The 23,126-nt window shown below is 45.1% G+C and carries 18 protein-coding genes; 8 read left to right on the top strand and 10 right to left on the bottom strand.

Features of this window, described 5'->3' with window-relative positions:
• Positions 1 to 144: 144 nt before the first annotated feature.
• The 6 genes from MN210_RS05210 to prmB all read right to left on the bottom strand — a co-directional run bounded on the left by MN210_RS05210 (position 145) and on the right by prmB (position 5,994).
• Positions 145 to 681 carry a DUF4870 family protein gene (locus tag MN210_RS05210; protein ID WP_241879418.1) on the bottom strand — a complete coding sequence of 179 codons (537 nt, stop codon included), beginning with the start codon at positions 679 to 681 and terminating at the stop codon, positions 145 to 147.
• Positions 682 to 743: 62 nt separating this feature from the next.
• Positions 744 to 1,199 (bottom strand): phosphohistidine phosphatase SixA, encoded by a 456-nt coding sequence (gene sixA / locus MN210_RS05205; protein ID WP_011960202.1) that lies wholly within the window; start codon positions 1,197 to 1,199, stop codon positions 744 to 746.
• Positions 1,200 to 1,208: 9 nt separating this feature from the next.
• Positions 1,209 to 2,597 (bottom strand): NAD(P)H-dependent glycerol-3-phosphate dehydrogenase, encoded by a 1,389-nt coding sequence (locus MN210_RS05200; protein ID WP_425605638.1) that lies wholly within the window; start codon positions 2,595 to 2,597, stop codon positions 1,209 to 1,211.
• A gap of 72 nt (positions 2,598 to 2,669) precedes the next feature.
• Entirely contained in the window at positions 2,670 to 3,329 is a 660-nt protein-coding gene (locus tag MN210_RS05195; RefSeq protein WP_425605646.1) for a nitroreductase family protein, read from the bottom strand.
• Positions 3,330 to 3,583: 254 nt separating this feature from the next.
• Positions 3,584 to 4,687 carry a chorismate synthase gene (aroC, locus tag MN210_RS05190; RefSeq protein ID WP_155586872.1) on the bottom strand — a complete coding sequence of 368 codons (1,104 nt, stop codon included), beginning with the start codon at positions 4,685 to 4,687 and terminating at the stop codon, positions 3,584 to 3,586.
• Positions 4,688 to 4,809: 122 nt separating this feature from the next.
• The gene (gene prmB / locus MN210_RS05185) at positions 4,810 to 5,994 is read right to left on the bottom strand and encodes a 50S ribosomal protein L3 N(5)-glutamine methyltransferase (RefSeq protein WP_011960198.1); all 1,185 of its coding nucleotides are present in this window, start codon (positions 5,992 to 5,994) and stop codon (positions 4,810 to 4,812) included.
• 426 nt (positions 5,995 to 6,420) lie between these two features.
• On the opposite strand from prmB, the gene MN210_RS05180 reads away from it, so the two are divergent.
• From MN210_RS05180 to MN210_RS05165, 4 genes are all read left to right on the top strand, one after another.
• Positions 6,421 to 7,719, top strand: a complete 1,299-nt coding sequence (locus MN210_RS05180) for a L,D-transpeptidase family protein (RefSeq protein WP_011960197.1) — start codon at positions 6,421 to 6,423, stop codon at positions 7,717 to 7,719.
• Between the two features lie 65 nt (positions 7,720 to 7,784).
• Entirely contained in the window at positions 7,785 to 8,426 is a 642-nt protein-coding gene (coq7, locus tag MN210_RS05175; RefSeq protein WP_011960196.1) for a 2-polyprenyl-3-methyl-6-methoxy-1,4-benzoquinone monooxygenase, read from the top strand.
• A 152-nt stretch (positions 8,427 to 8,578) separates the two neighbouring features.
• On the top strand, positions 8,579 to 9,499 hold the full coding sequence (locus MN210_RS05170; RefSeq protein WP_338412684.1) for a tetratricopeptide repeat protein: 921 nt from the start codon (positions 8,579 to 8,581) through the stop codon (positions 9,497 to 9,499).
• A gap of 278 nt (positions 9,500 to 9,777) precedes the next feature.
• Complete coding sequence (locus MN210_RS05165; RefSeq protein WP_338412683.1) at positions 9,778 to 12,297, top strand: esterase/lipase family protein; 2,520 nt, start codon at positions 9,778 to 9,780, stop codon at positions 12,295 to 12,297.
• 63 nt (positions 12,298 to 12,360) lie between these two features.
• Here MN210_RS05165 and rnhB read toward each other — a convergent pair whose 3' ends face one another.
• Together rnhB and lpxB are read right to left on the bottom strand one after the other, a co-directional pair.
• Positions 12,361 to 13,269 (bottom strand): ribonuclease HII, encoded by a 909-nt coding sequence (gene rnhB / locus MN210_RS05160; protein ID WP_425605645.1) that lies wholly within the window; start codon positions 13,267 to 13,269, stop codon positions 12,361 to 12,363.
• 40 nt (positions 13,270 to 13,309) lie between these two features.
• Complete coding sequence (gene lpxB, locus MN210_RS05155) at positions 13,310 to 14,617, bottom strand: lipid-A-disaccharide synthase (RefSeq protein WP_110816416.1); 1,308 nt, start codon at positions 14,615 to 14,617, stop codon at positions 13,310 to 13,312.
• A gap of 407 nt (positions 14,618 to 15,024) precedes the next feature.
• On the opposite strand from lpxB, the gene MN210_RS05150 reads away from it, so the two are divergent.
• Positions 15,025 to 16,110, top strand: a complete 1,086-nt coding sequence (locus tag MN210_RS05150) for a 3-deoxy-7-phosphoheptulonate synthase (protein ID WP_110816415.1) — start codon at positions 15,025 to 15,027, stop codon at positions 16,108 to 16,110.
• Between the two features lie 97 nt (positions 16,111 to 16,207).
• On the opposite strand, the gene pepN is transcribed toward MN210_RS05150, so the two are convergent.
• Positions 16,208 to 18,799 (bottom strand): aminopeptidase N, encoded by a 2,592-nt coding sequence (gene pepN / locus MN210_RS05145; protein ID WP_338412681.1) that lies wholly within the window; start codon positions 18,797 to 18,799, stop codon positions 16,208 to 16,210.
• A 214-nt stretch (positions 18,800 to 19,013) separates the two neighbouring features.
• Between pepN and MN210_RS05140 the strand changes: the two genes are divergently transcribed.
• The 3 genes from MN210_RS05140 (at position 19,014) to MN210_RS05130 (ending at position 21,630) form a co-directional block, all read left to right on the top strand.
• Positions 19,014 to 19,637: a DUF6231 family protein gene (locus tag MN210_RS05140; RefSeq protein ID WP_241879406.1), complete on the top strand. Its 624-nt coding sequence runs from the start codon at positions 19,014 to 19,016 to the stop codon at positions 19,635 to 19,637.
• A 412-nt stretch (positions 19,638 to 20,049) separates the two neighbouring features.
• Positions 20,050 to 20,562, top strand: a complete 513-nt coding sequence (gene pal, locus MN210_RS05135) for a peptidoglycan-associated lipoprotein Pal (RefSeq protein ID WP_110816412.1) — start codon at positions 20,050 to 20,052, stop codon at positions 20,560 to 20,562.
• A gap of 207 nt (positions 20,563 to 20,769) precedes the next feature.
• Complete coding sequence (locus MN210_RS05130) at positions 20,770 to 21,630, top strand: 4'-phosphopantetheinyl transferase family protein (RefSeq protein ID WP_338412680.1); 861 nt, start codon at positions 20,770 to 20,772, stop codon at positions 21,628 to 21,630.
• A gap of 89 nt (positions 21,631 to 21,719) precedes the next feature.
• On the opposite strand, the gene MN210_RS05125 is transcribed toward MN210_RS05130, so the two are convergent.
• Complete coding sequence (locus tag MN210_RS05125; RefSeq protein ID WP_110816410.1) at positions 21,720 to 22,574, bottom strand: hypothetical protein; 855 nt, start codon at positions 22,572 to 22,574, stop codon at positions 21,720 to 21,722.
• Positions 22,575 to 23,126: the final 552 nt, after the last annotated feature.

Below are 23,126 nucleotides of genomic sequence, written 5' to 3'. Positions count from 1 at the left end.
TACTCAAGAGGTATTGATTATAACAGCATACGTAAGCCAAATCATCGATTAGTCACAACTAAAATAACCACTAAAATAACCACTAAAATACAGCTAAGTGATTGATGTCACTGTGAGATTTGGCACGTTTATTATGGCCACTTACTAAATAGGCCGCTTATCACTTAAGGCTATCCAGCCTTTGACAATACGGTAGATGTGCCAAATGATTGAAAACAAAAATATAATGCCGCCGACCACAGTAAGAGCAGTTGAGCCTAAGGCTACATTTGAGCTATCGGCAAACACACCTATCCCCAATCCGCCTAAGCCAATCACACCTATGATAATGCCTAGGATGCCTAAGATAATACTGTACCAAAAGGTCTTAATTTGCCAATCAAAATGTGTGGCAAGCCAAGTTCCATCAGCCTGCTGGCGGCGGGCATAATTCATAACAATAGGCACTATCCACATCAAGCCCGCTGTAAAAAAGCTAAGCGCATATAATAAGTAGGTGATGTGGTTATAACGAATCAAAGACTCTTGCTGCTCATGGCTTAATATATCAGGCGCACCTATGGGTTGACGCACCAAGTTTGAATGCCCAAACTCAGTAGTTGAGTCAAAGACTGGCCTATCAATATTTGGCTTATCTAATGTGGGTTTGCCACTATTATTATCAGAATGCTTCGGGTCCATTATTGCCCCCTTTTTAAAGTTGTTTTTTCAGCCAGCAAAAAATTAGCTAAGCCATAAAGCTGCTAATACTGCTTAGGCACATAACGCCCTATCTCATGGCCCATGTTTGGCGCAATAAATACAGTTTCAAATATTCGAGCTTCTGCAAGACTAAATGGCTCAGGCTCATCTGCGGTCAGCTGTGCAGCCATCTTTGCCACAATCGGCATATGACACACCACCACCACACACTCACCATCGACATCCATTAAGCTGTGCAGTGCCTGTAACGGGTCATCGCCTGGAGTAATGTTGGGCTGTACGATGACCGGTATCTCAGGTGCAAATTGACGCAGCGCCTCTAAGGTCTGCTGCGCTCTAACATAGGGGCTGACCACAAAGGCATCTGGCTGATACTGACTTAACAGATGCTGTGCGGTTTCGGCCGCTTGTTGTTGGCCAAGTTGAGTTAGTTGCCGCTCGGCGTCATTATCATTATAGTTCTGCGCTTCACCGTGGCGCATGAAAATAACCTGCATAAGGCCTCCTTATTTTTTTGACGTGGCATTCATTTGGGCATTTAAGCTCTCATTGCTGTACTCATGCGGCATCACAAACTCCACATCACTTCTAAATCCTGATTCCATCAGATTCAGTGCCACACCCAATGCCGCTTGATCCTCAAAGATAACCGCATACAGCGCATGAGTGATGGGCATATAAATCCCAAGCTTAGTGGCTTTTTCATGCACTTGCTGAATGGTGTTCACCCCTTCAGCAGTTTGACCCAGCTTCTTAATGGCAGCCTCCAAGCTCATGCCATTGCCAAGCATGTTACCAATACGATAGTTGCGGCTTAGCTCCGAGCTACAAGTGGCGTATAAGTCGCCCACCCCAGCTAGACCCAAGAAAGTCAGAGGATTGGCACCGGATGCCACTCCAAAGCGGCTCATCTCTGCCAGACCTCTTGTTAATAGCATGGCCTTGGTGTTCTCACCTACATTGTAGGAGGCCGCCATACCCATGGCGATGGCATAAATATTCTTTAATGCGCCGCCAAGCTCAACCCCTTTAATATCATCTGAGGCGAATACTCTAAAAAACGCACTGTGCAGCGCTGACTGTACAGCATGGCGCAAAGGCTCAGAGTCACTGGCTATCACAGAGGCTGAAGGCATGTTTTGCATAATCTCAACCGCCAAGTTAGGCCCTGACATTACCCCAAAATTCACCTCCGGCAGCTCCTGGCTGATGATGTCACTCATTAAGCTAAAGGTGTCTTTCTCCATACCCTTGGTCAACGAAACCACCGACTGACCACTTAAATAAGGACGAATCTTCCTTAAAGTCTCTCTAAAAGCAGAGCTCGGTACCGCCACAAAGATAATGTCTTTGTCTTGTACCGCCGCCTTTAAATCATGCTCATACTTTAAGCGCTCATCCAAAATATAGCCGGGTAAATACTTTTTATTAACACGGTTTTTTTGTAGCGACTTAACCGTGCGTTTGTTGCGTACCCAAAGCGTTGAATCACAGCCATTACGTGCTGCCAAGTTTGACATAGCGGTACCAAAGCTGCCACCACCCAAAAAGGCCAAGCGCAGCGTATGTGGCGACTTAGTGCCTTGAGGCTTGGCCATATTGTGCATCACCGTCTCCTCTACCACAGTAGGATCTAAGGTTTGGGTGGTGCGCTTAGCCTTACTCACTTTAGTGGCTTTTTCAAATAAGCTGCTTAATAAACCAGCATTAAAGACCGGCTTTTCAGCTTTAGTTTCAGCACCCGTTTGCTCGTTTTGGCGCTCGGCTTGAGCCGTGTCTGGCTGGTTGTTCTGGTCGTTCTGATGGCTATCTGAGCCATCGGGCGTTACCGACTTTTTCAATTTTTGATGCTCTTGGGCGTCTGCATCTGGTTGTTTTTGGGTATTATCTGACATGGCTTTCTCGCTAAAATAATAAAAGTATCAAGTTATAAACAATAAAAAATCTATGCAGTAGCCAAGCTACCGTTATAATCCGTTTTGATAAGTCACAAAGCCTTGGGTATCAATGTCACCGCGGGCAGGCATGGCACAGTGGCTGCTGCCCACATAGACAAAGGCGGTTATATAATCTTCTGCACCCACATTAAAGTAGCTTTTTACGGCAGGCTCATTGGCCAAAGGCCCCGTACGCCAAACTGTGCTAAAGCCTTGAGCTTGCAGTGCCAAGATAAGATTTTGTACAGCGGCGCCACTACTTAATAGCTGCTCAAAGGCAGGCACTTTTTCATGATATCTCATCCGTGTCACTACCGTGATAATAACGGGCGCCCGCAGCGGCATTTTTAAGGTTTTCTCTGCGCTACGTTCCTCAAGCTCACTGCCCTCACGCAAAGCTTTAGCCTGTGCTGCTGCCAATAAGGCTCGGCCTAACTCATGTCTTGCCTGCCCTTGAGTAACGGTAAAGCGCCAAGGCTGTAGCTTCTTATGATCTGGGGCGCTCATGGCACATTCAATGGCGGCCTCAAGCTGCCGCTTCGTGGGTGCAGGAATACTTAAATTGCCAATACTGCGGCGAGATTTAATCCAGTTGATAACTTGCTCATCACTCACCTTAGCCGACTGTATTTGCGTCGCATCAGCCCGTTGATCGCTGGTTTCAAACTCGTCCTGCAGGGTGTTATTCATCATAATATCCTCTGATTTTTTATATCCTATCCCTTTATATATTGGCATTTTATGCTTGTATTACAATGTTTATTACCAAACTGCTACTAAAGCTCGCCTGCCATCATCTAGCAAAGGTCATACCAAGTTTCACATGGACATAAGCCGCGCTTTGTTTACTCAAGGCTGAGCCAAAAAAATAGGAGATGATAAGGCCAAGTTTTTGGCCCATCACCTCCCACCTATCTGCTGCGGATACCTATTACCTGTAGCGCTTAAGCAATAGGAGCCACCGGTTGGGTGACATCAGCATTTTGGCCTCGATGACGCAAATAATGATCGAGCAGCACAATGGCCAGCATCGCTTCAGCAATGGGCGTAGCCCTTACGCCAACACAGGGGTCATGACGACCTTTGGTAAGCATATCCACTGGCTGACCTTGCTGGTCAATACTCTTACCTGGGGTGGTGATACTGGATGTGGGCTTTAAAGCAATACTCACTTTAATATCCTGGCCTGATGAGATGCCCCCTAAGATACCGCCTGAATGATTGGCGGTAAAGCCATCGGGCGTTAACTCATCGCGGGCAATATGACCAAACTGCTCCGCCACACGCATGCCATCACCAATCTCCACGCCTTTTACCGCATTAATGCTCATCATGGCATGGGCAATATCGGCATCTAAGCGATCAAATACCGGCTCACCCAGACCCACAGGCACGCCTGAAGCAATCACTTCAAGTTTCGCACCGCAGCTGGTGCCTTCTTTGCGCAGGCGTTCAATCAACGCCTCAAAGCGAGGCAGAGCGTCAGGGTCTGCACAAAAAAACGGGTTACTGTTCACAAACTGCCAATCAATCTGATTCGGGTCTGTTACAGCGGCCGCCTCATTGCCCATCAATACCACGTGACCATGAATTTCGATACCTAAGCGCTGCTTTAGGTACTTCTTGGCAATGGCACCTGCCGCTACCCGCATCGCTGTCTCACGCGCTGAGGAGCGACCGCCGCCGCGATAGTCACGAAAGCCATATTTCATACTATAAGTATAATCGGCATGGCCGGGGCGAAAGGTATCCTTGATATCGCTATAGTCTTTTGATTTTTGGTTGGTATTGCGAATCAATAGACCAATAGAGGTGCCTGTGGTTTTACCCTCAAACACACCTGAGATAATCTCTACCTCATCAGGCTCACGGCGCTGGGTGGCAAATTTAGAGGTGCCGGGTTTGCGGCGATCTAAGTCTAACTGCAAGTCCTCACTGGTTAATGGCAATCCAGGCGGTACCCCATCAACGATGGCCATCAGTCCTGCCCCGTGTGACTCACCGCACGTGGTTACCTTAAATGCTTGTCCAATACTATTTCCTGCCATATCATGCTCAATCTTATTTATCGTATCAGTTATGGTATCAATTATCAGGGTGTTTATTGGCTTAATTTGCGCTCACACTCAACGATGAGCTCTATTTAAACGGTTTATGTGGCTTAAATCAATTATGAATTTAGCTGAGCCACTTGAGCCTCAAACAGATGACGATAAGTGATTAATTCCTCACGGTCAATGGCAAAAACACCACTGCCGCCGCGAGCAAAGCTCAACCAGTTAAACTGAATCTCTGGGTAGGCTTGGCGCAGCGCCCAATCACTATCCCCCACTTCACACACTAACAGGCCTTCAGGAGACAGATAATCGGCTGCCTCATTTAATATTTTGTGCACCAAATCCAGCCCGTCTTGACCAGCCGCTAACGCATGCTCAGGCTCGTGGATGAACTCAGGGGGCAGCTCAGCCATGGCGGCAGCATCGACATAAGGGGGATTGGTTACGATAAGCTCATACTGATTTTCGGCAGGAATCTTCTCAAACAAGTCAGACTCAATAAGATTAAGCTGATGCTCCATACCATGGTGCTCAACGTTCACTGCGGCTACCTCAAGCGCTGAATTATCAATATCAGCGGCATCCACTAGCGCATCTCTAAAGCGGCTAGCCAGCGCAATCGCGATACAGCCAGAGCCGGTACACAAATCTAAGATACGCTCAGGTTGATACAACTGCTTGTTCTCTAAGCCATGCAGATAAAATGACGGCAAGTCAGGGGTAGAATCAGCCCCAAGCGGCTGAGCCATTTCGTTGGTTTCAAAATAAGGATAAAACTGCTGGCGAATCAGCTCAGCTATTGGTGATCTTGGGATAAGCACACGCTCATCGACATAAAAAGGTAAGTCACAAAAATAAGCTAGGTTGACCAAGTAGCTTAGCGGCTGACGATTTATAATACGAGATTGCAACAAGGCCAATACCTCCGCTTTTTCAGAGGCAGTAAGACGGCAATCTAAAATCTGCTCATCGGCAGACCAATCTAACGATAAAGTGTGCAATACAATCGCCGCCGCTTCAGCAAATACATCATTGGTACCTTGCGCCACAACCACATCATAGTTACGCAGCTGAGTGACACAAAAACGAATAAAGTCACGGATGGTATAAAGCGCAATCACTGCCTCATCACAGTCAGCGATTAAGGTGTCAAATTGACCATCTAGCGCCAATGTATCCTCTTCTAGATCACCACTGTTTGCGCCTTGAATCTGGGCCAATAAAGCTTCGGCATCTAAGTTGCTTAAATCCAAGGCCTGGCTCTGTACATTGTCTTGCTGAGTATTATCTGTTGACATAATTATTTAATTACCCACGGTTATTTAATTACCCACGTAGCTTGTCGTTAAACTGCTCAGCTTCCAACTCTCATTATCCAAAGGCTATTTTGAGTTTTCAGCGATCAGCTTAAAGCGCTAAGTTAAAAGATTTGAATGAAAAAATCGGACTGATAAAACATTCTATATGAAATCGTTCGAAAATTTCAGTTTTGTTTGCATACCTGTCCAGCAATTTTGCTCTATTATAACCAACATTGCTCTGATAATCTGATAAAAGGGGCTCTGCTGCTCTATAATCTAAGACGGGTTCACCCAATTAGCTTATAGCTGCCCGCTTAACTCGCACAATTGTTACTGTTACTTTAGAATTTGTGGTAAACATTTGCCAGTTACCCTTTTTCATCGCATAATAGCAGCACCTCTTTATTAATTGTGAATACCTGTATGACTATGTCTTTAAAACCAACTCCCCGCAGCACTTTTTTTGCGCCAAAATCTTTGGTAACTGCGGTTACTGCCGCGTTAATGGCACTAAGCAGCAGCGCGATGGCGGTGCAAACCCAGCCTAAGCCTGTCGACAAGCTACAACAGCTTATTAATACGTCTGAGAGCAACCAAAAAGCGGCTGCCGCCAAATCTATGGCGAATGCTCAAAGTACGGCAATGCCAGACCCTGATCTAGACAGCGACGACGCAGAAGATAAAGCAGTACAAGCACAAGTTAACAGCGAAATCGCTGAACAAGTCTCAGAGGATGAAAGTGACGGTGAAGCCGTAGAGCTTGCTGCACCGAACAAAGATGACAGCTCGATTAAGAGCATCGAAAATAAAGATGGTAAAATCTACAAAACCACAAACCTATCTAATTATGCACGGGCAGTGAACGAAGCGGTATGGACCCCTAACATGCGCAAAAACACGGCGATGTCGGTCAAAATGCAAGCATTATTAGACTGGAACCATGCCTCACCCGGTCCGATCGATGGTGGCTGGGGTATGAACAGTACGAAGGCGTTGGCCAACTTCCAGACCATGCGCGGCCTGCCAAGTACAGGCAAAATGGATACCGCCACTTGGAACGAGTTGACAAAAAAAATCAATCCAAAACAGCCGGTATTGGTGCAATACACCTTGACCAAGGAAGACGCTAATACACCTTTAGCGCCAACGCCTTCAGGCTCTGAAGCCAAATCAAAAATGAAAGGTTTGTACTACCAAGATATCAAAGAGATGCTTGGTGAGCGCTTCCATATGGACGTACGTTATCTTGAAAAATTAAACAAGGGCAAGCGCTTTGTTGAAGGTGAAACCATTACTGTCATTAACGTGGGTGACCCGTTAAAAGCTAAGATTAACCGCGTGATTGCCAACAAAGCTGACAAGACCCTTTATGCCTATAATGGCAATCAATTGGTCGCCACCTATCCCACCACTGTGGGCAGCACCAGCACCCCTTCACCGACTGGTACCTTTAAAATTGTTAACAAGGTGAAAATGCCTTGGTATAAATCAACTGTGAAAAATGGTGATAAAAAACAAGTGTTTATGTTGCCGCCAGGACCCAATAACCCAGTAGGCGTGGTCTGGATGGGGTTATCAAAACCCTCTTATGGTATCCACGGTTCTCCCGTACCTGAAGGCATCAGTCGCCAAGCTTCAGCAGGCTGTGTGCGTCTGACCAACTGGGACGTATTAGAGGTGTATGCCAACATCGAAAATGGCGCTAGTGTAGAGCTTAAATAAGCTAGATAGATGGGGTGATATTCACCGCCTATCTTATTGATAACTAACAGGATACAGAGGGCTTTATGGCAAAAAACTTGAGTATTATCGACCGTGCTATTGTGGGATTTGACAGCAGTCTGCGCGCCATTATTCCACACTCAAATCAAACCGCCCGCCCGCTTCCTGTTAGCTCTGATGCCCTGCCCCAACTGTCTATCACTGAGTCTCGCCATGTGGCGGGACTTATGCGCATCAACCATACCGGCGAAGTATGTGCCCAAGGTCTATACCATGGCCAAGCCTTTACTGCAAAAGATGATTTGGTCAAACAAGCCATGCAGCACTCCGCTGATGAAGAGATTGATCATTTGGTCTGGTGCGAGACCCGCTTAGATGAGCTGGGCAGTCACCCCAGCGTCTTTACGCCCGTTTGGTATGGCCTGTCTTTTGGCCTAGGCGCCATTGCCGGCATCATATCAGATGAGTTTAGCCTAGGCTTCGTGGCCGAAACAGAAGCACAGGTCAGTGAGCATCTGCAAGACCATATTGATCAGTTGCCGGAGCAAGACACCCGCAGCAAAGAGATTTTAGCCCAAATGAATATTGAAGAGCTTGAGCACCGTGAGGCGGCATTAAATCATGGCGGCAAGGCGTTATCAGCGCCGGTTCGTATTTCCATGCGCTGGATGGCCAACCGCATGAAAAATCTAGCCTATCATTTATAAGCCGCTAAGCTTTAACTACGGTTACATCTGCTCACTTTAATGGCGCATAAAAAATTGTTATGGTTATGGGCTAAACGTCTCTTTTATGCAGCCTAATTAAGCTGTACCCCTTTCATTTCATTGAGTTTTATCATAAAAACAAGGACCTAATAATGACTAAGCAGGTATCTACAAAACTTCTTTCGAGTGTGATTTTACTTGGACTGGCTGCAACAGGCTGTCAAGCACTACCTACCTCTAGCAGCAACGCCGCCACCAATACCCCGGCCGCTACTGTGGATACCAATAGCGATACCACACCTATGGATGCCGCGGCAGCAGCCGAACAGAGCTCAGAGACAGTACATCGTGTCAAATATAGTGCCAGTGAACTGCAAAACGATCCCCTACTAAGTGCCACTGACATTACCAAAACTCGCTTAGCAGGTATTCCTACCCCAACTGTTAATGTCTCTGCGGTCAGCTACGTACCTACAGTGCTTATTCCTAAGTTACGCAACAACCAAGCTGATCAATTAGATGTCAGTTTACTAGATGATTTTATTGCAGAAATCAGCCCCAGTGCACGTCACTATCCGCCAACATTTAAAACCAACTCAGACCGCTACTATGCCAAAGAGAAGCTAAAAGAGCTTGAGCAGTGGATCCGTCCTTTTGCCGAAGACCAAGATGCCTCTTATGAAGTACTGCTAAGAGCGGCCAAATTAAATGGTATGGGTCGTAACCTAGATCTCGGCTCAGACTACGCAGTGCGCGGCAGTACTTTTATTGCCAAAGCCATTGACAGACAGCCAGAGAGCGCTGAAGCCAACTTTATTTATGGCATGATGCTATCAGAGGGTGGCGGCTTTAAAGAGGGTAAAAAATACCTAATGAAAGCGGCTTCTCAAAGCTACAAGGAAGCTGAGCAAAGCTTGGCGCAAGCTGACTTATTAAATGACAACCGCCCTGCGGCACTTTCTCGTTTAAAGACCCTGCAGCAAAAACATCCTGATGATGCCACCATTGCCAAACAAATTCAGATTGTTGAAGATGGCAAATACTACATCTGGGACTTATCAGGTAAGCAATAAGCGGTACTAAGTTTTTTAATCATTAAGCAATAAAGCCACGTTATGTGGCTTTATTTTTAGCTGTCATTTTACCCACCTGATAATAAGTTAAACTCAGTCATTAACAGTACTTGACTCAGACCCTATCTGCCTACAAGATAGAAGTGTTTTTTTTATGCACTTATCTTTTAGCTAATTTTTTGCAACATGGTTAACCGATTGGCTTTGGCCATTTACTGTTAATCCTCCTTATCTGTTTTTAATTTTTATCCTCACCCTTACCGCTGATGGCTTTTTTTATGCAAAAAAAATTTATTGTGGCACGATTAACTCTAAACTTAGCCTTAACCGCCGGTCTATTGACAGCAGTAGGATGTAGCACCGTATCTGTTGACAAAAAAAACTCCAGTCAGACCATTGTAAAAAAGCGCAGTAATGTGGTCACCACAAATGCTTTAAGCAGTAAGAGCGCTTCGGTCTTGGTCTCTATAGGTGTGCCGGCTAGAGAATGCTTACCAAAGTTTGATGAGTGTCTACAAAAGATTGATGCCGGCTTATTCAACAAAGACTCTAAAGAAGCCCTAGCGCTATATGCTGAGCTATACCTGGCCAAAGCCAAAGAGATTTCGGCATTAGAGGACTGTGTTGAGAAGATTTTACGACCACCTATTGATACTTATTATGCCAATGCACCAAATACCCCTGAGCAAGAACAACAAAGAATAAGCTACTTAAGACAGTGCAATACTGACTATCGCAATAACTTATTAAGCGCGATAAAGTACAGCTACGCCTATTTATTCTATAATCAGCTAAATCCTGAAGCCGCTAATACTGCTAACATGGCGGTAAAACCCAATAACCTACCCTCCAATTTAGACATTCAAACTCAAGATGTCTATGAGGCGGCCTCAGACGCCCTTATAAAACAGCTGTATTCCAACAAAGACCACAGCCAGCAAATCGCTAAAATGACGTCTTTTATTAACTCTGATTTAATTGATGATGCTAAATTGTCTATGAATACGGGTGCTCAATATGCCAATGGCATTAAATATGGCGATCAAATTAAAGTCTTAAACTTCACCTTCCCGCCCATTGAGCAAGACCTTAATACCGATACTGACAATCAGGATTTGAAGCGCACACAACAGACAGATTCAACCAAACAGCTCAGTAAAGACTTAAATTCAGTAGAGACCTCTATCGACTTATATCTGCCTAATGAGCCTGAGTATTTACAAAACACCACCCGCTATAACAAAAGCATAGATAAATTGTATGCCAGCCATGACCTAAGCTTTTCGGGGCTAAACACCATCAGTGAGCGCGAAGGCTTTGGGATTAGCTATGTCACTTTATTTGATGATCGCTTAAACACGTCAGTGACCAATCTGATTAAGTCTGATAACAAAACCTTAAACTCTGAGGATCCATTAGATCGCATCCATTTAACCGGCAATCTTTTGTTAACCGGTATTATTTTACCCGCCGGCAATACCTTAGATGAGGTGTTAAATAGCCAACATTTTGATATAAAGATGTATAACCCACATCATGTCAAAAGTGTGGATATCTTGGGGGAGCCGTATTATCTGGCGGCCAACTTTTCAGCAAGCTACGGTATCTGGCTATCAGAGAACCGCCTAAACAACGTTGGCTACTTTAGCCTGCTATCTAAACAGCAAACCCTAACGTTACCGCAGCTGTTCATGTTAGAGCCTTATGACCCCAATAAGCGGGTAATTATCATGTTGCATGGTCTGGCTTCAAGCCCTGAAACTTGGGTCAGTATCACCAACGATATCTCAAATGACACCAAGCTACGCGACAATTATCAGGTATGGCAGATATTTTATCCCACCAATATCCCTATCTTGGAGAATCGCTATCGTATTCAACAGCTGATTGAGACTACCTATCATATGAATGACCCAGAAGGGGTTCATCCTGCTAGCCATAATAGTGTGCTTATAGGTCACAGCATGGGCGGGGTTATTGGCCGCATGTTGGTCTCTAATGAAAATCTGGAAGAAAAATTTAATACGCTAAATACCCAGCAAAACAATCTGCGTTTAAACAAACTATTAGAGGATCAATTCGATAAATCAAAGGTTAAAAACAGACTACATTTACACCAATTACAAAGCGTGGATACGGCGGTATTTATTTCTGCACCCTTTAGAGGGACTGACTTCGCTGATCGCTGGTTTACTCAGCTCCTGCGCCGTGTGGTTCAGTTGCCTATTGGTTTTGCTCAAACCATTCGTGGCAACCTTGCCAGCATTGCTACTGAAGGGGAGTTGGCGGCCAATCCTTTAGGCGCCTTATACTTTGAAAATGGGGCCAGTCAGTTAAGTGATAAGTCCTCATTTATGCAGCTCACTGCTGACTTACCTATTGCCGACAATGTCACTTATCATTCGATTATTGCCAATAGAGACTCAGACTTGTATAACGGCTTATTAAAGCTCAATATCGCCTCAACGCCAACCACATCCTTATCAAATAACGATGAGGCTCAAGCGCTTAAGGCCGGTGTGAACCTCAACGAAATGGAGGCCAACAAAGCGTCCTTAGATCCTGACAAGGCCAAAGCACTAGAGGATATAAAGAGCAATATCTCGCAGACGCTATCCACGGCTTCCTCTGATGGCATCGTGCCTTATAGCAGCTCGCATTTAGAAGGGGCCGCCAGCGAGACCATTATTAGCGGAGGTCATAGTATCCAAGAGACCCCAGAGGCGGTGCTCACCTTACGTAAGATATTGCATCAGCATTTACGCCAGCATCCGCCGCAGCAGCGACAGCAAAATTAGCCACAACTGTAGCTGACTCATTGTTACCAGCGGCGCACCGAAACCTGCTCTACCTTAAGCGTATCAGCTATAGTGTGTGTCCGCTAATGTGCCCTCAATAGCCTGTTGTACCGGCTTAAAGCTACGTCTGTGCTCAGGCAATACACCTAAGCGAGCAATGGCTTCAACATGCGCCTTAGTAGGATAGCCTTTATGCCCCTCTAAGCCATAGCCTGGATATCGAGCCCCATCTGCAATGAGCTGTCTGTCTCGGTACACTTTGGCTAAGACACTGGCCGCGGCAATGGCGTTATGTCGTGCATCGCCTTTGACCCAAGCTTCAGCGCAGAATTTGACCATACCTGCTGGCTGTGTGACCGTCATATCTGCTAAGCGAATACCATGAGTTGCCAATCGCACCTCATCCAAATCAGGTACTTTATTGCCATCAATCAGCAATTTAAACCCGAGTGGTGTTGAGGATGCAGTCGGCAATTCAGATGCATCACGCCACACTTTGGTAATCTCAACCATCAGCTGCTCACAAGCTACGCGCATCCCTAGTATAGTGGCTTGCAGGATATTAATCTCATCAATGACGCCAGCAGGCACTTCTACGATCAGATAAGCCAAAGCGTGCTGCTTTACCGGTTCAAATAGCTTTTCTCGCTTACGCTCAGTCAGTTTTTTGGAATCGGTCAATATCGCAAGCGGTGTGTCTTGTAGTAAGCCTACCTCCGTCTCCCCAGACGAAGCTTTTGGCAATATCGCTGCTGCCACTACCACACTACCGTATAAAGGGCCACGACCGACCTCATCTACCCCTATTTCAAACTCAAACCCACCAGATTGACTCTGATTGTCTGGGCTAAATAACGCCTTGGTATTTATCCGCCCGCTTAAATGAAGCGGTGATGATAAAGGCAGCTCTAAGTTGGCTTGGGCCGTACCTGTGCTTTGCGAGGAAGAATAAATACTTTGTTCAATTACCATCATAACCACAACATCTTTTTATGAATTAATTTTTTGTCCGCTACGATAATGGCTGACCATTTAACCGCTGATTTTGATAATCATGCCAGGTGTTGATGACTGCTGACACTGGGGTTTGACTGCTTTGTTGCTTCAGCCAAGCGGTGGTCTGTGCTAAGCGATTAAGCTGCTCATCATAGACTCTGGTACGCATCAGGCGGGTTACTGCACGGCAAATACTGTCTCCTGTCGCTTGATCCTGAATAAGCTCAGGCACAATTTGCTCACCGGCCAAAATATTGGGCAGGGACACATAAGGCACCTTGACCAAACGACTGGCAATGGCATAGGTGAGTTTTTTCATTTGATACACCACCACCATCGGACGGTTAAGCAGCATAGCCTCTAAGGTAGCCGTACCAGAAGCCAGCACAATCATGTCGCACATAGCCATGATAGACTGACTAAAATCAGCCTTAGTCTGACTTTCATCATAGGCCACAGCCACTGCTGCCCGTAGCGACTCATCTTGACGATCGATTAAATCTTGTACGATATATTGATGGTTTTTATCGACGGTCGGTATCACAAAGCATAAGTGCTCATCGACCATTAATAAGCGGGCCACAGCATCTAACATTAACGGCAAAATGGCATTAATCTCAGAGCGCCTAGAGCCTGGCATCAGGCAAATCATAAGACTGATGTCCTCTTTACGCTCAGCAAAAAAGCTGTGCAGCTCAGAGTTATTCCACACCAACTCTCGGCGCTGCTCAAGTGTCGAAATCTCCACCAGCTCTCTGGGCAGATTATGCAGCAGCGGATGACCCACACAGATGGCCGGATGATTGTGACGCTGATATACCTCAAGCTCAAAAGGAAATAGACACAGCACCAAATGCGTGGCTTGCTTGATGGACTCAATACGAGACTCACGCCAAGCCCAAATTGAGGGGCTGACGTATTGCACACAAAATATACCTTTGGGCTTGAGCTTTTTGGCCACACGTAGGTTAAAATCTGGCGCATCAATACCAATAAACCAATCAATATTGGCGTGAGCAAATGCCTGAACCAACTCTTTACGCGCTTTGAGCAAATCAGGCAGCTGTGACAACACCTCCACCAGGCCCATCACCGCCAAGCGCTCTAATGGAAAAAGCGACTGCAGACCTTGCGCCTTCATTTTTGGTCCGCCCACACCTACCCAGACTACATTGTCATATAGGTTATTCATCTGCGCCATAAAATCTGCGCCCAAGCTGTCTCCTGAAGCCTCACCAGCCACAATACCAATCACCAGAGGCTTACTTAGTGATGCGTCAAAAGAGGATGTTGAGAGGGGCTGACTTGCAGCACTTGCTAGCATGGCAAACTCTACTTTTTTATCAAATGGACCTAGAAATAATCAGGGACAAACCCAGCAGCGCCCCTGTGTAAATATAGGCACCAGTATAACAAATTTTTGTCTTACCTATTCCTCATATAAAGCAATTAGCCACGCTTAGCACTTGTCAATCTTGAATTAACCCCCCATAATAAAGTTAAGACGATAAATAGGTGTTGCCTTAATTTGTGATAAATATCCACAGCTTACTGCCCATCTGAGCTTTGTGCTACAGTAAGACGGTAGAGCAAACTTATTTATTCCAATTAAGCCCTTTGATTTATATTTGTTAAGTCATATTTCACATTCAAACCGTTATTCTTGTAACGTTATACCAATAATTAATTTAGCAACTATTTTAACAATACTCTAAACTAGGCAAACCGATTATGACCACAACATCGACTACCCACACAGCAGACATTGACGACGTGAATATTGAACAGTTTATCCCGCTAATTACACCCGCCAGTCTTAAAGCTGAGTATCCTTTATCAGAAGCCGCCTATAACACTGTACTTACCGGCCGTACCACCATCCAAAATATCCTTGATGGTACTGACAAACGCCTGTTAGTTGTTGTGGGTCCCTGCTCTATTCATGATGTCAAAGCGGCTCATGAGTATGCAGATAAGCTGGTGAAGCTGGCCGATGAGTTAAAAGACAGCATCTATATTGTGATGCGTGTTTATTTTGAAAAACCGCGCACCACTGTGGGCTGGAAAGGCCTAATTAATGACCCTGACATGAATGACAGCTTTGATATCGAAAAAGGTCTGCGTATGGCACGCAAGCTGTTATTAGACTTAAATGAAAAAGGGCTACCTTGTGCCACAGAAGCGTTAGACCCCAACACCCCGCAGTATATGCAAGACTTAATCAGTTGGTCGGCCATTGGTGCGCGCACCACAGAGAGTCAAACTCACCGTGAAATGAGCTCAGGCTTATCATGTCCTGTGGGCTTCAAAAACGGTACCGATGGCGGTATGACAGTCGCGGTCAATGCCATGAACGCTGTAAAATCTGGTCACAACTTCTTAGGCCTATCCAGCGATGGCCAAGTATGTATCATTAAGTCAAAAGGTAACCCTTACGCGCACGTGGTACTGCGCGGCGGTAATGGCAAACCTAACTATGACCAGTCCTCGGTTGAACAGGCTGAGAACGAGCTTGAAAAAGGCAATGCTATGGTCAAGATTATGATTGACTCAAGCCATGCCAATTCAGGTAAAGACCCATACTTACAACCCATGGTTATCCAAAACGTGGCTGAGCAAATCAAAAATGGTAATAAATCGATTATGGGCCTGATGATTGAAAGTCACTTAAAAGGTGGTAATCAAAAGCTCACCAGCGACCCAAGTCAGCTTGAATACGGTAAGTCTATCACTGATGGCTGCTTGGACTGGGACAGTACGGTTGCCTCTTTACGCAACCTGCGTAACACCATTAAAGAGGTCCTACCTTCACGCTAACAGCAGACTAAGATTAAAAAAAACGCCTAACTTGATGTTAGGCGTTTTTATTTGCAGATAACGATAAATGACACATAACAGCGTGTATGATGCTGCTCTAGCCGGCCTTAAGTAAGGTCTGCAAACTTTCGGTGACATTCTTAGATTTGATCTGGCTGCTAAGCTGCTGTAGCTGCTGCTTGGCTTGCTCACGCATCGGCTCAGCGAGGGTGTACCAGCGCGATAAAGCTTGTAATAGACGAGAAGCCAATACTGGGTTTGTCTCATCAAGCTTTCTAACGACAGAGATATATAGCTGCACCCCTTGCGGCGTCCATAGCTTGGTCGGCTGAGCGGCAAAGCTACCTACCACAGCACGAATTCTATTGGGCGTACCCCAGTCAAAGTCCTTACGCTCAATCAAGGCGGCAACTTCTGCCACACTGGCATTGTCATCACTGGCCTGTACGCTAAACCACAAGTCCATCACCAAGGCTTCTTGATTAAAGCGCTGATAAAAGTCGGCTAACATCTCAGCTTTATCAGGGTGCTGGTGATTGATCATCGCACTTAGGGCACCCAAGCGTTCGGTCATACAGCGTGCATTATCATACTGAGCTTTTGCCCAGTCATGGGCCTCATCTATACCTGCGGTAAGTGCCATATCCAGCACCACATTACGTAGTGCCCGTTGGCCACGCGCCTCTGGCGTATCTTGGTACTGCGTAATAGGCAGCTGCTCATAAATCTGTGTCCACTGCGCCTTCAGGATATCAGCCAATTGCTGCTTTAAGCCTTGCCATTTTTGTTTCATTTGCTCAGGCTTATAGTTGGTATTGACCGCGGTGGCAAGCTCACGCTCAGCAGGAATGTCCAAAATTCTTGCCGCCAGCATGGCATCAGTCTGAGCCAAGCTTAAAAAGGCCTTTTTCACCGCCTCCAGATAAATCGCAGGGTCTTTTTGATTCAATAAAATCTGATTGACCAATGCCTGAGCACTTTGCCACTGGTTAAAGCCATTGGTTTCATGGGCCAACAAGAAGGCCAAATCCTCGTCACTGTGCTCAAAGCGCATTTGTACCGGTGCACTAAAGTCACGCAGTAATGATAAGACAGGCTCAGCGCCATCCACCGTAGCTAGGTTGTCAAACACAAACTGCTGGCTGTCCTCATCGAGCATCAAGAGACGCTCTTCAATGATGGCGCCCGTGCGTTTATCAAACACCGCAGCGTTGATAGGAATCGGCAAAGCTTTTGGGGCATCGTAACCCTCTACTTGACGAGTCTTCTGCGAGAGGCTAACGGTCAGCTTGCCCAGTTGGGTCTGCTCATCGTATTGATAATTTTGATGGCCACTCACCTCAGGGGTGCCGGGCTGGGTGTACCAGTCGATAAAGTGCTCAACCGATTTACCTTGTGCACTTAACGCCGATAGCCAGTCCTCAACAGTCACTGCTTGACCATCATAACGCTCAAAGTAAGTATCTGTACCCTGACGGTATTTTTCACCTAAGGTATTGGCCAACATACGCACCACTTCAGCGCCTTTTTCGTACACAGTTGATGTATAAAAATTATTAATCTCAACAAAGCTGCTCGGACGAGGCGGATGCGCCAGTGGGCCTGCATCTTCACTGAACTGATGGGCACGCAACATAGACACATCATCGATACGCTGCACTGCTGGCGACTGATGATCTGCTGAGAATGACTGATCGCGAAAGACGGTCAAGCCCTCTTTTAAACACAATTGGAACCAATCTCGGCAAGTGACTCGGTTGCCGGTCCAGTTATGGAAATACTCATGCGCAATAATCGATTTCACGCTAAAACTGCGCGCATCTGTGGTCGTCTCAGGACTCGACAGCACACAAGAGGTGTTAAAGATGTTTAGACCTTTATTCTCCATCGCGCCCATATTGAACTGGCTCACCGCAACAATCATATAGCGGTCTAAATCATACGCTCGGCCGTAGTTTTCTTCATCCCACTGCATAGAGTCTTTTAATGCCTGCATCGCCACATGACATTTATCGATATCATGTGCTTTGGCATAAATCTCAAGCTTGACTTCACGGTCTTCGATGGTGGTATAGCGGTCTTCTAATACTGCCAAGTCAGCAAACACACAGGCAAATAAATAGCTTGGCTTTTTGCTGGTATCATGCCAAACGGCATAGTGACGCGAGCTGTCCTCTGCCACCTCACCTGACTCAATTAAGTCGCCGTTAGCCAGTAAGGTGGGGAACTTTTTGTCCGCCTCCAATCGAGTGGTAAATACCGACAGCACATCAGGGCGGTCAGGGTAATAAGTAATCTTGCGAAATCCTTCAGGCTCACACTGAGTCACGAACATCACATCATCGCCCTCGCCGGCAATATACAAGCCTTCAAGCTCGGTGTTTTTTTGTGGTTGATGACGAACGCTTATCTTAACCACAGCGGTATCCGGCGCATTGGCAATCACCAGTTGGGTATCATCTAACTGATACTCTGATGGCTGCAATGGCTGATCATTAATACTAATGGCCGTTAAGCTCATATTTTGACCAAATAAAACCAAATCACCTTGGTGTTGGCGACTCATATTCAGCACACTGTCTACGGTGGCATGATCCTCAAACAGCTTAATATTTAAGTGTACAGAATCCACAGCGAAGCTTGGCGGGGTATAGTCTTTGAGATAAATCTTGTTGACACTACTACTCATAAGGTTCTCTTTTTTTTAATTGCAATGATCAAGAGGCAGGGATTGTTGACTGTTCAATGCGATGTAATCGGTCATTGAATACTTAGCAAGCCACAGTTAAGCGTTGCATTTATAGCCATAAGGCTTATATTGTAACACTCAGCATATTTTCAAGCTTATTGTAATAGACTGCGGCCACCCTCCCCAAGTTTTTAAAAGGTTTTAAAGAGTTTTTATGATGTCAGCCCCAACTTCCCAGCTCGAAGCTTTGACCCAGCATATCGCTAAAATCATTACCCATTTAGTTGAGCAGCAGACCGTCGATAGTGATAACGCCTCAAACAAAACCGCAGCTGGTTTTGAGCTTTTATTAATCAGCACCACTGATCATAACAAGTCTGTGGCTAAAGCACTTGAGACAGGATTTAAAGATAAGCTTGGTTTGGCTATTACCACCCATAGTCCCCAAGACTTTATACAAATTAACTTTAATAAGCGCTATGATTTGGGCTGTTTTATTGAGGGGAGTTTAATTGACAATCAGCCATTGCAGCCATTAACCCCTCTAGACACCGATACCCTAAAACTCATCGCCACTCGATTAAGAGATTTGTTTGCTGAACAAAGCTTGCTGTTTTTGGCCGTCAGCGGCCACTGTGGTGGGCCGGATAAATCTGATGGTGTTACTGATAAGTTTAGCCTTAATGATTTAGGCTATACCTTACTGCCTATCACTGAGTCCGATGACTGTTATAGCCACTGCTGGCAATTTAATTTGTATGATTACAAACGCCAGCCGGATTGGCTAAATGCCAGATTCTGGGCCAACCCAGAAAACTTTGACAAATACCGCTGGTAAAGCAGGCCTAATACGGATAATGAGAAGAATTGCGTAGCGAATCATCCCGCACTGCTATAAAATGCTTGTTATCTTTATTAAACTTTGTCACTATTCTAATCTGTCTAATATCACTTTACAGTAAGACTACTTACATAAAATAACATCTTCTGTGAAATGTGCTATATTTGCAATAACGAACTATAGGCTTATTCAAGCTACCAAACACTCATAAATCATGACTTAACGGCAGTGATGCCATTGCCAGTACCTATGAGTATGTGAAAACATGAGTATGTGAAAACATGAGTATTTAAAAACATGAGTATTTAAAAATTAGGTGTGCAACGATTTAATAACTAACGCAATGAGTGGCCTTAAATCATAGCAGGCTATGTTTAGTGCCCCATTTTGAGTAATCTGAGGAAAAAATATGTATTCAACGCTTAAAATTTCAGCCATTAGCCTAGTGTCTGCCGCCCTATTGGTTACCACCGGCTGTGCCAGCAAGTCTAACACTTCAGAGTTCGTGGTAGCGCCTATGGCTGTACCTGGTAACGCTGCTTATCAAACTGGGCCACTGGTCACCAACTCGGAACAAGTCCAAGCCGATGCTCAAAACTTGCGTAGCGTCGTACGCTTTGCTTTTGACAGCTACGACATTGATGCAGAAGCGGCCAATATCTTAGATGAGCAAGTCGCTTTCTTATCAAGCCATCCAGATGCCAGAGTATTGGTCGCAGGCCATACCGATGAGCGCGGCAGTAGCGAATACAACCACGCTTTGGGTGAGCGCCGTGCACAAGCCGTTAGAAGCTACTTAGCTTCAAAAGGCATTATGGATGCACGCGTTGAAACCATCAGTTACGGCGAAGATCGTCCTGTGGCTGCAGGTTCTGATGAAGCCTCTTACAGCCAAAATCGCCGTGCTGAGCTGTCTTACTAAGCTAAGAACCCCGCTAGTCACTGTCACTTATTCAGTTAGCAGCCTAGCCGGTAACCAGTAAGTAAGTAAGTAAGCAAGTCACTTAGCCGTTACAGTGGCCAATAAACATAAACCCAGCTTTTGCTGGGTTTATGTTTATTGACAGCTACAGAACTTCGTATCCGCTATCTCACCTTTTTTATAAATAAGATAAGACAGTTTAAATTAATGCCATCTAATACCTTTTATGACAAACCGAACTTAGCCTTATATGACACACAATTTTGGGGCATTAATCCCCAAGGCCAGCCTTGCGCAGTCGATGATAAAAAAGCCTGTGTCTGGATAGCCAGCTCTTTTTTTGATGCGACACTCTCAAGCGCCTCTTATAACCATCTATCAAAGCCCTCTGAAAAGATCACCTTACATACGCTACAAAAAAAGGCGGTGCGTCAGCTGTTTCATAAGCTACTTAACCAATTGCCTATTGCTAATGAATGTGTCAATAACAAGATAGATAGGCAAACTACCGCTACTTGCAACTTAGGTATCGTAGATAACCGTGGTGCTATCCCTCCTCAAGCCGCCTTAAATATAAAGCTCAGCTTAGATGAGTCACGCTATCCTTATCGGATACAGCCTTTAGGCCATACCGTAAGCTTTTCTCATTCTCAAAATACGGTGGCTTGTGCACTAAGTACTGTAGGGGCTATCGGCATAGATATCGAACAAAACCCCATACCCACCAAGATTGGTCAAAGATTTTTTTCACACGATGAGCAAAGCTGGCTGCAGCAGTTACCTATCACTGAGCAGCAGCAAGTGCTAAATCTATTATGGATGCTAAAAGAGGCTCACGGCAAATACCAAGTGGCGGCCAGTGCCACAACCGCAAATCTCATGCACGCTTTAGGCGTTGACTTATTATTGCCAGCTCAAGCTTTAATAGATATGGCACGTCAGCCCAACGCCTTGTCTCTAGCAAGTGTTCATCACGCCAGTAACAACTCTATCGAGTCTAGCCGACAATACCTATATCATCCAAGACATGCTTGGGCGGTGGTATATGATATGGGTTCGGTCTCATAACGTTAATAAATTAAAGGCTTTAATAAATAACAAGCATAAAAAAACGACCCCGAGAGGTCGTTTTTTTATCGCCATAAGATAAGCAATTATTAGAAGCGGTAAGTTACACCAGCTTTAACGATTGGGTACCAGATGTTGTCATCTTCGATTTCTTTCTTAGCGGCTTCTTCTAACGCTACATCACCAGCACTAGATTTAACGTCAGCTTTCATTTTACCCATGTAAGCTGCGCCTAGCTCGCCGAATAGACCCCAGTTTTGGTTGATATTTGGACGGTAGCCAACAGTTAAGTATGGAGCAAGTTTGTTTTTGTTTTCAATTTTAACATCAACAGTTTCACCATTATTGATGGTGAACGATTCACCATCAATTTTAACTCGTGCGCTATCACCAGTAGGAGTTAAAGAAGCTTTAATTTTATTATCAGGAACTAAGATACCAGTACCCACTGTGAAGTTAGTAGCCCATGGACGTAAGTTTACACCAATGTATGGGTTGCTAGCGTCGATATCATATCTCATATCGCCTTCGAAGTTACCCCAACCGTCGCCTAATACTTTACCCCAGTTGATCCAAGAATCGCTAGCGTCTAAGTCTTTAGTACCGTCGTCGTTGTAACCGTTCCAACCTGCAGTTAGTTCAGTAGTTTCGTTTAGACCCCAAGCGATGTTAGCACCGTAACCTAAAGTACCAATCTCAGCACTTACAGCAGCTGGATGAACTGCAGTGTTGAATAAAGTTTTGCCAGTACCTACTAAAGCGCCTGTCGTGTTAGCGATAACACCAGCGTTTTGGTCATACTGATAACCAACTGGTTGCGCATCAGTAACTACTACGACGTCGTTACCAGCTTGAGTGTTGTCAACAACAACCGTGTTAGCAGCCATAGCTACTGATGAACCTAGTACTGCAGCAGTGATTGCTGTTAATTTAAAAAGTTTCATAACATCTCCAAAGTATAAACTTAAATGAACCGTAAATTAAGAGGCCACAATCTAAAAAGCAACTTAAGCCATCATCTATATTGGATCTGTGCAAATTTAAATACAATGCACAGTTCTATATAAATCACTTAAGTTGCTCGTCCATGAGACACCCTATTGAGGTTTTCGTATCAATATGCGCCTATTAAACACTTTTTTACAATTAAAGTCATCCCCCAAAAGTTACCTTTTAATAGGGATTCTGTAATTTTTACTTAAAGTTTGTAAGTGGACCTACTTATCTTGACGCCTAATTGGATGCTCTTTATTGAAAATAAATCACGCTCAAGGCACATCATTAATGCTAACACAGCAGATGACTTTGAGCCTCATTTCCATTACAATAGGCAGCTGCCGAGAGGTGTTGCGTCGGTTCAGCAAAATCAAGCAATATAGTATAGCATGTATTTTATTGTTGGTTAAGCTTTACTGTCAGGCTCGGTTAGCCCTTATTAAATAGCGTTACAAAAATAGATTGAATTGATAAACCAGTATTCTGCTGCTGACCCTGCG

The sequence above is a fragment of the Psychrobacter raelei genome (assembly GCF_022631235.3).
Taxonomy (GTDB): Bacteria; Pseudomonadota; Gammaproteobacteria; order Pseudomonadales; family Moraxellaceae; genus Psychrobacter; species Psychrobacter raelei.
This window is presented reverse-complemented; position numbering and strand designations above follow the sequence as displayed.

Coding starts and splice junctions, on each gene's coding strand:
- MN210_RS05140 (WP_241879406.1), top strand. CDS start 19,014: ATGATGTCAGCCCCAACTTCCCAGCTCGAAGCTTTGACCCAGCATATC.
- MN210_RS05150 (WP_110816415.1), top strand. CDS start 15,025: ATGACCACAACATCGACTACCCACACAGCAGACATTGACGACGTGAAT.
- MN210_RS05125 (WP_110816410.1), bottom strand. CDS start 22,574: ATGAAACTTTTTAAATTAACAGCAATCACTGCTGCAGTACTAGGTTCA.
- MN210_RS05170 (WP_338412684.1), top strand. CDS start 8,579: ATGACTAAGCAGGTATCTACAAAACTTCTTTCGAGTGTGATTTTACTT.
- MN210_RS05165 (WP_338412683.1), top strand. CDS start 9,778: ATGCAAAAAAAATTTATTGTGGCACGATTAACTCTAAACTTAGCCTTA.
- sixA (WP_011960202.1), bottom strand. CDS start 1,199: ATGCAGGTTATTTTCATGCGCCACGGTGAAGCGCAGAACTATAATGAT.
- rnhB (WP_425605645.1), bottom strand. CDS start 13,269: ATGGTAATTGAACAAAGTATTTATTCTTCCTCGCAAAGCACAGGTACG.
- lpxB (WP_110816416.1), bottom strand. CDS start 14,617: ATGCTAGCAAGTGCTGCAAGTCAGCCCCTCTCAACATCCTCTTTTGAC.
- pepN (WP_338412681.1), bottom strand. CDS start 18,799: ATGAGTAGTAGTGTCAACAAGATTTATCTCAAAGACTATACCCCGCCA.
- pal (WP_110816412.1), top strand. CDS start 20,050: ATGTATTCAACGCTTAAAATTTCAGCCATTAGCCTAGTGTCTGCCGCC.
- MN210_RS05200 (WP_425605638.1), bottom strand. CDS start 2,597: ATGTCAGATAATACCCAAAAACAACCAGATGCAGACGCCCAAGAGCAT.
- MN210_RS05180 (WP_011960197.1), top strand. CDS start 6,421: ATGACTATGTCTTTAAAACCAACTCCCCGCAGCACTTTTTTTGCGCCA.
- aroC (WP_155586872.1), bottom strand. CDS start 4,687: ATGGCAGGAAATAGTATTGGACAAGCATTTAAGGTAACCACGTGCGGT.
- MN210_RS05195 (WP_425605646.1), bottom strand. CDS start 3,329: ATGAATAACACCCTGCAGGACGAGTTTGAAACCAGCGATCAACGGGCT.
- MN210_RS05130 (WP_338412680.1), top strand. CDS start 20,770: ATGCCATCTAATACCTTTTATGACAAACCGAACTTAGCCTTATATGAC.
- MN210_RS05210 (WP_241879418.1), bottom strand. CDS start 681: ATGGACCCGAAGCATTCTGATAATAATAGTGGCAAACCCACATTAGAT.
- prmB (WP_011960198.1), bottom strand. CDS start 5,994: ATGTCAACAGATAATACTCAGCAAGACAATGTACAGAGCCAGGCCTTG.
- coq7 (WP_011960196.1), top strand. CDS start 7,785: ATGGCAAAAAACTTGAGTATTATCGACCGTGCTATTGTGGGATTTGAC.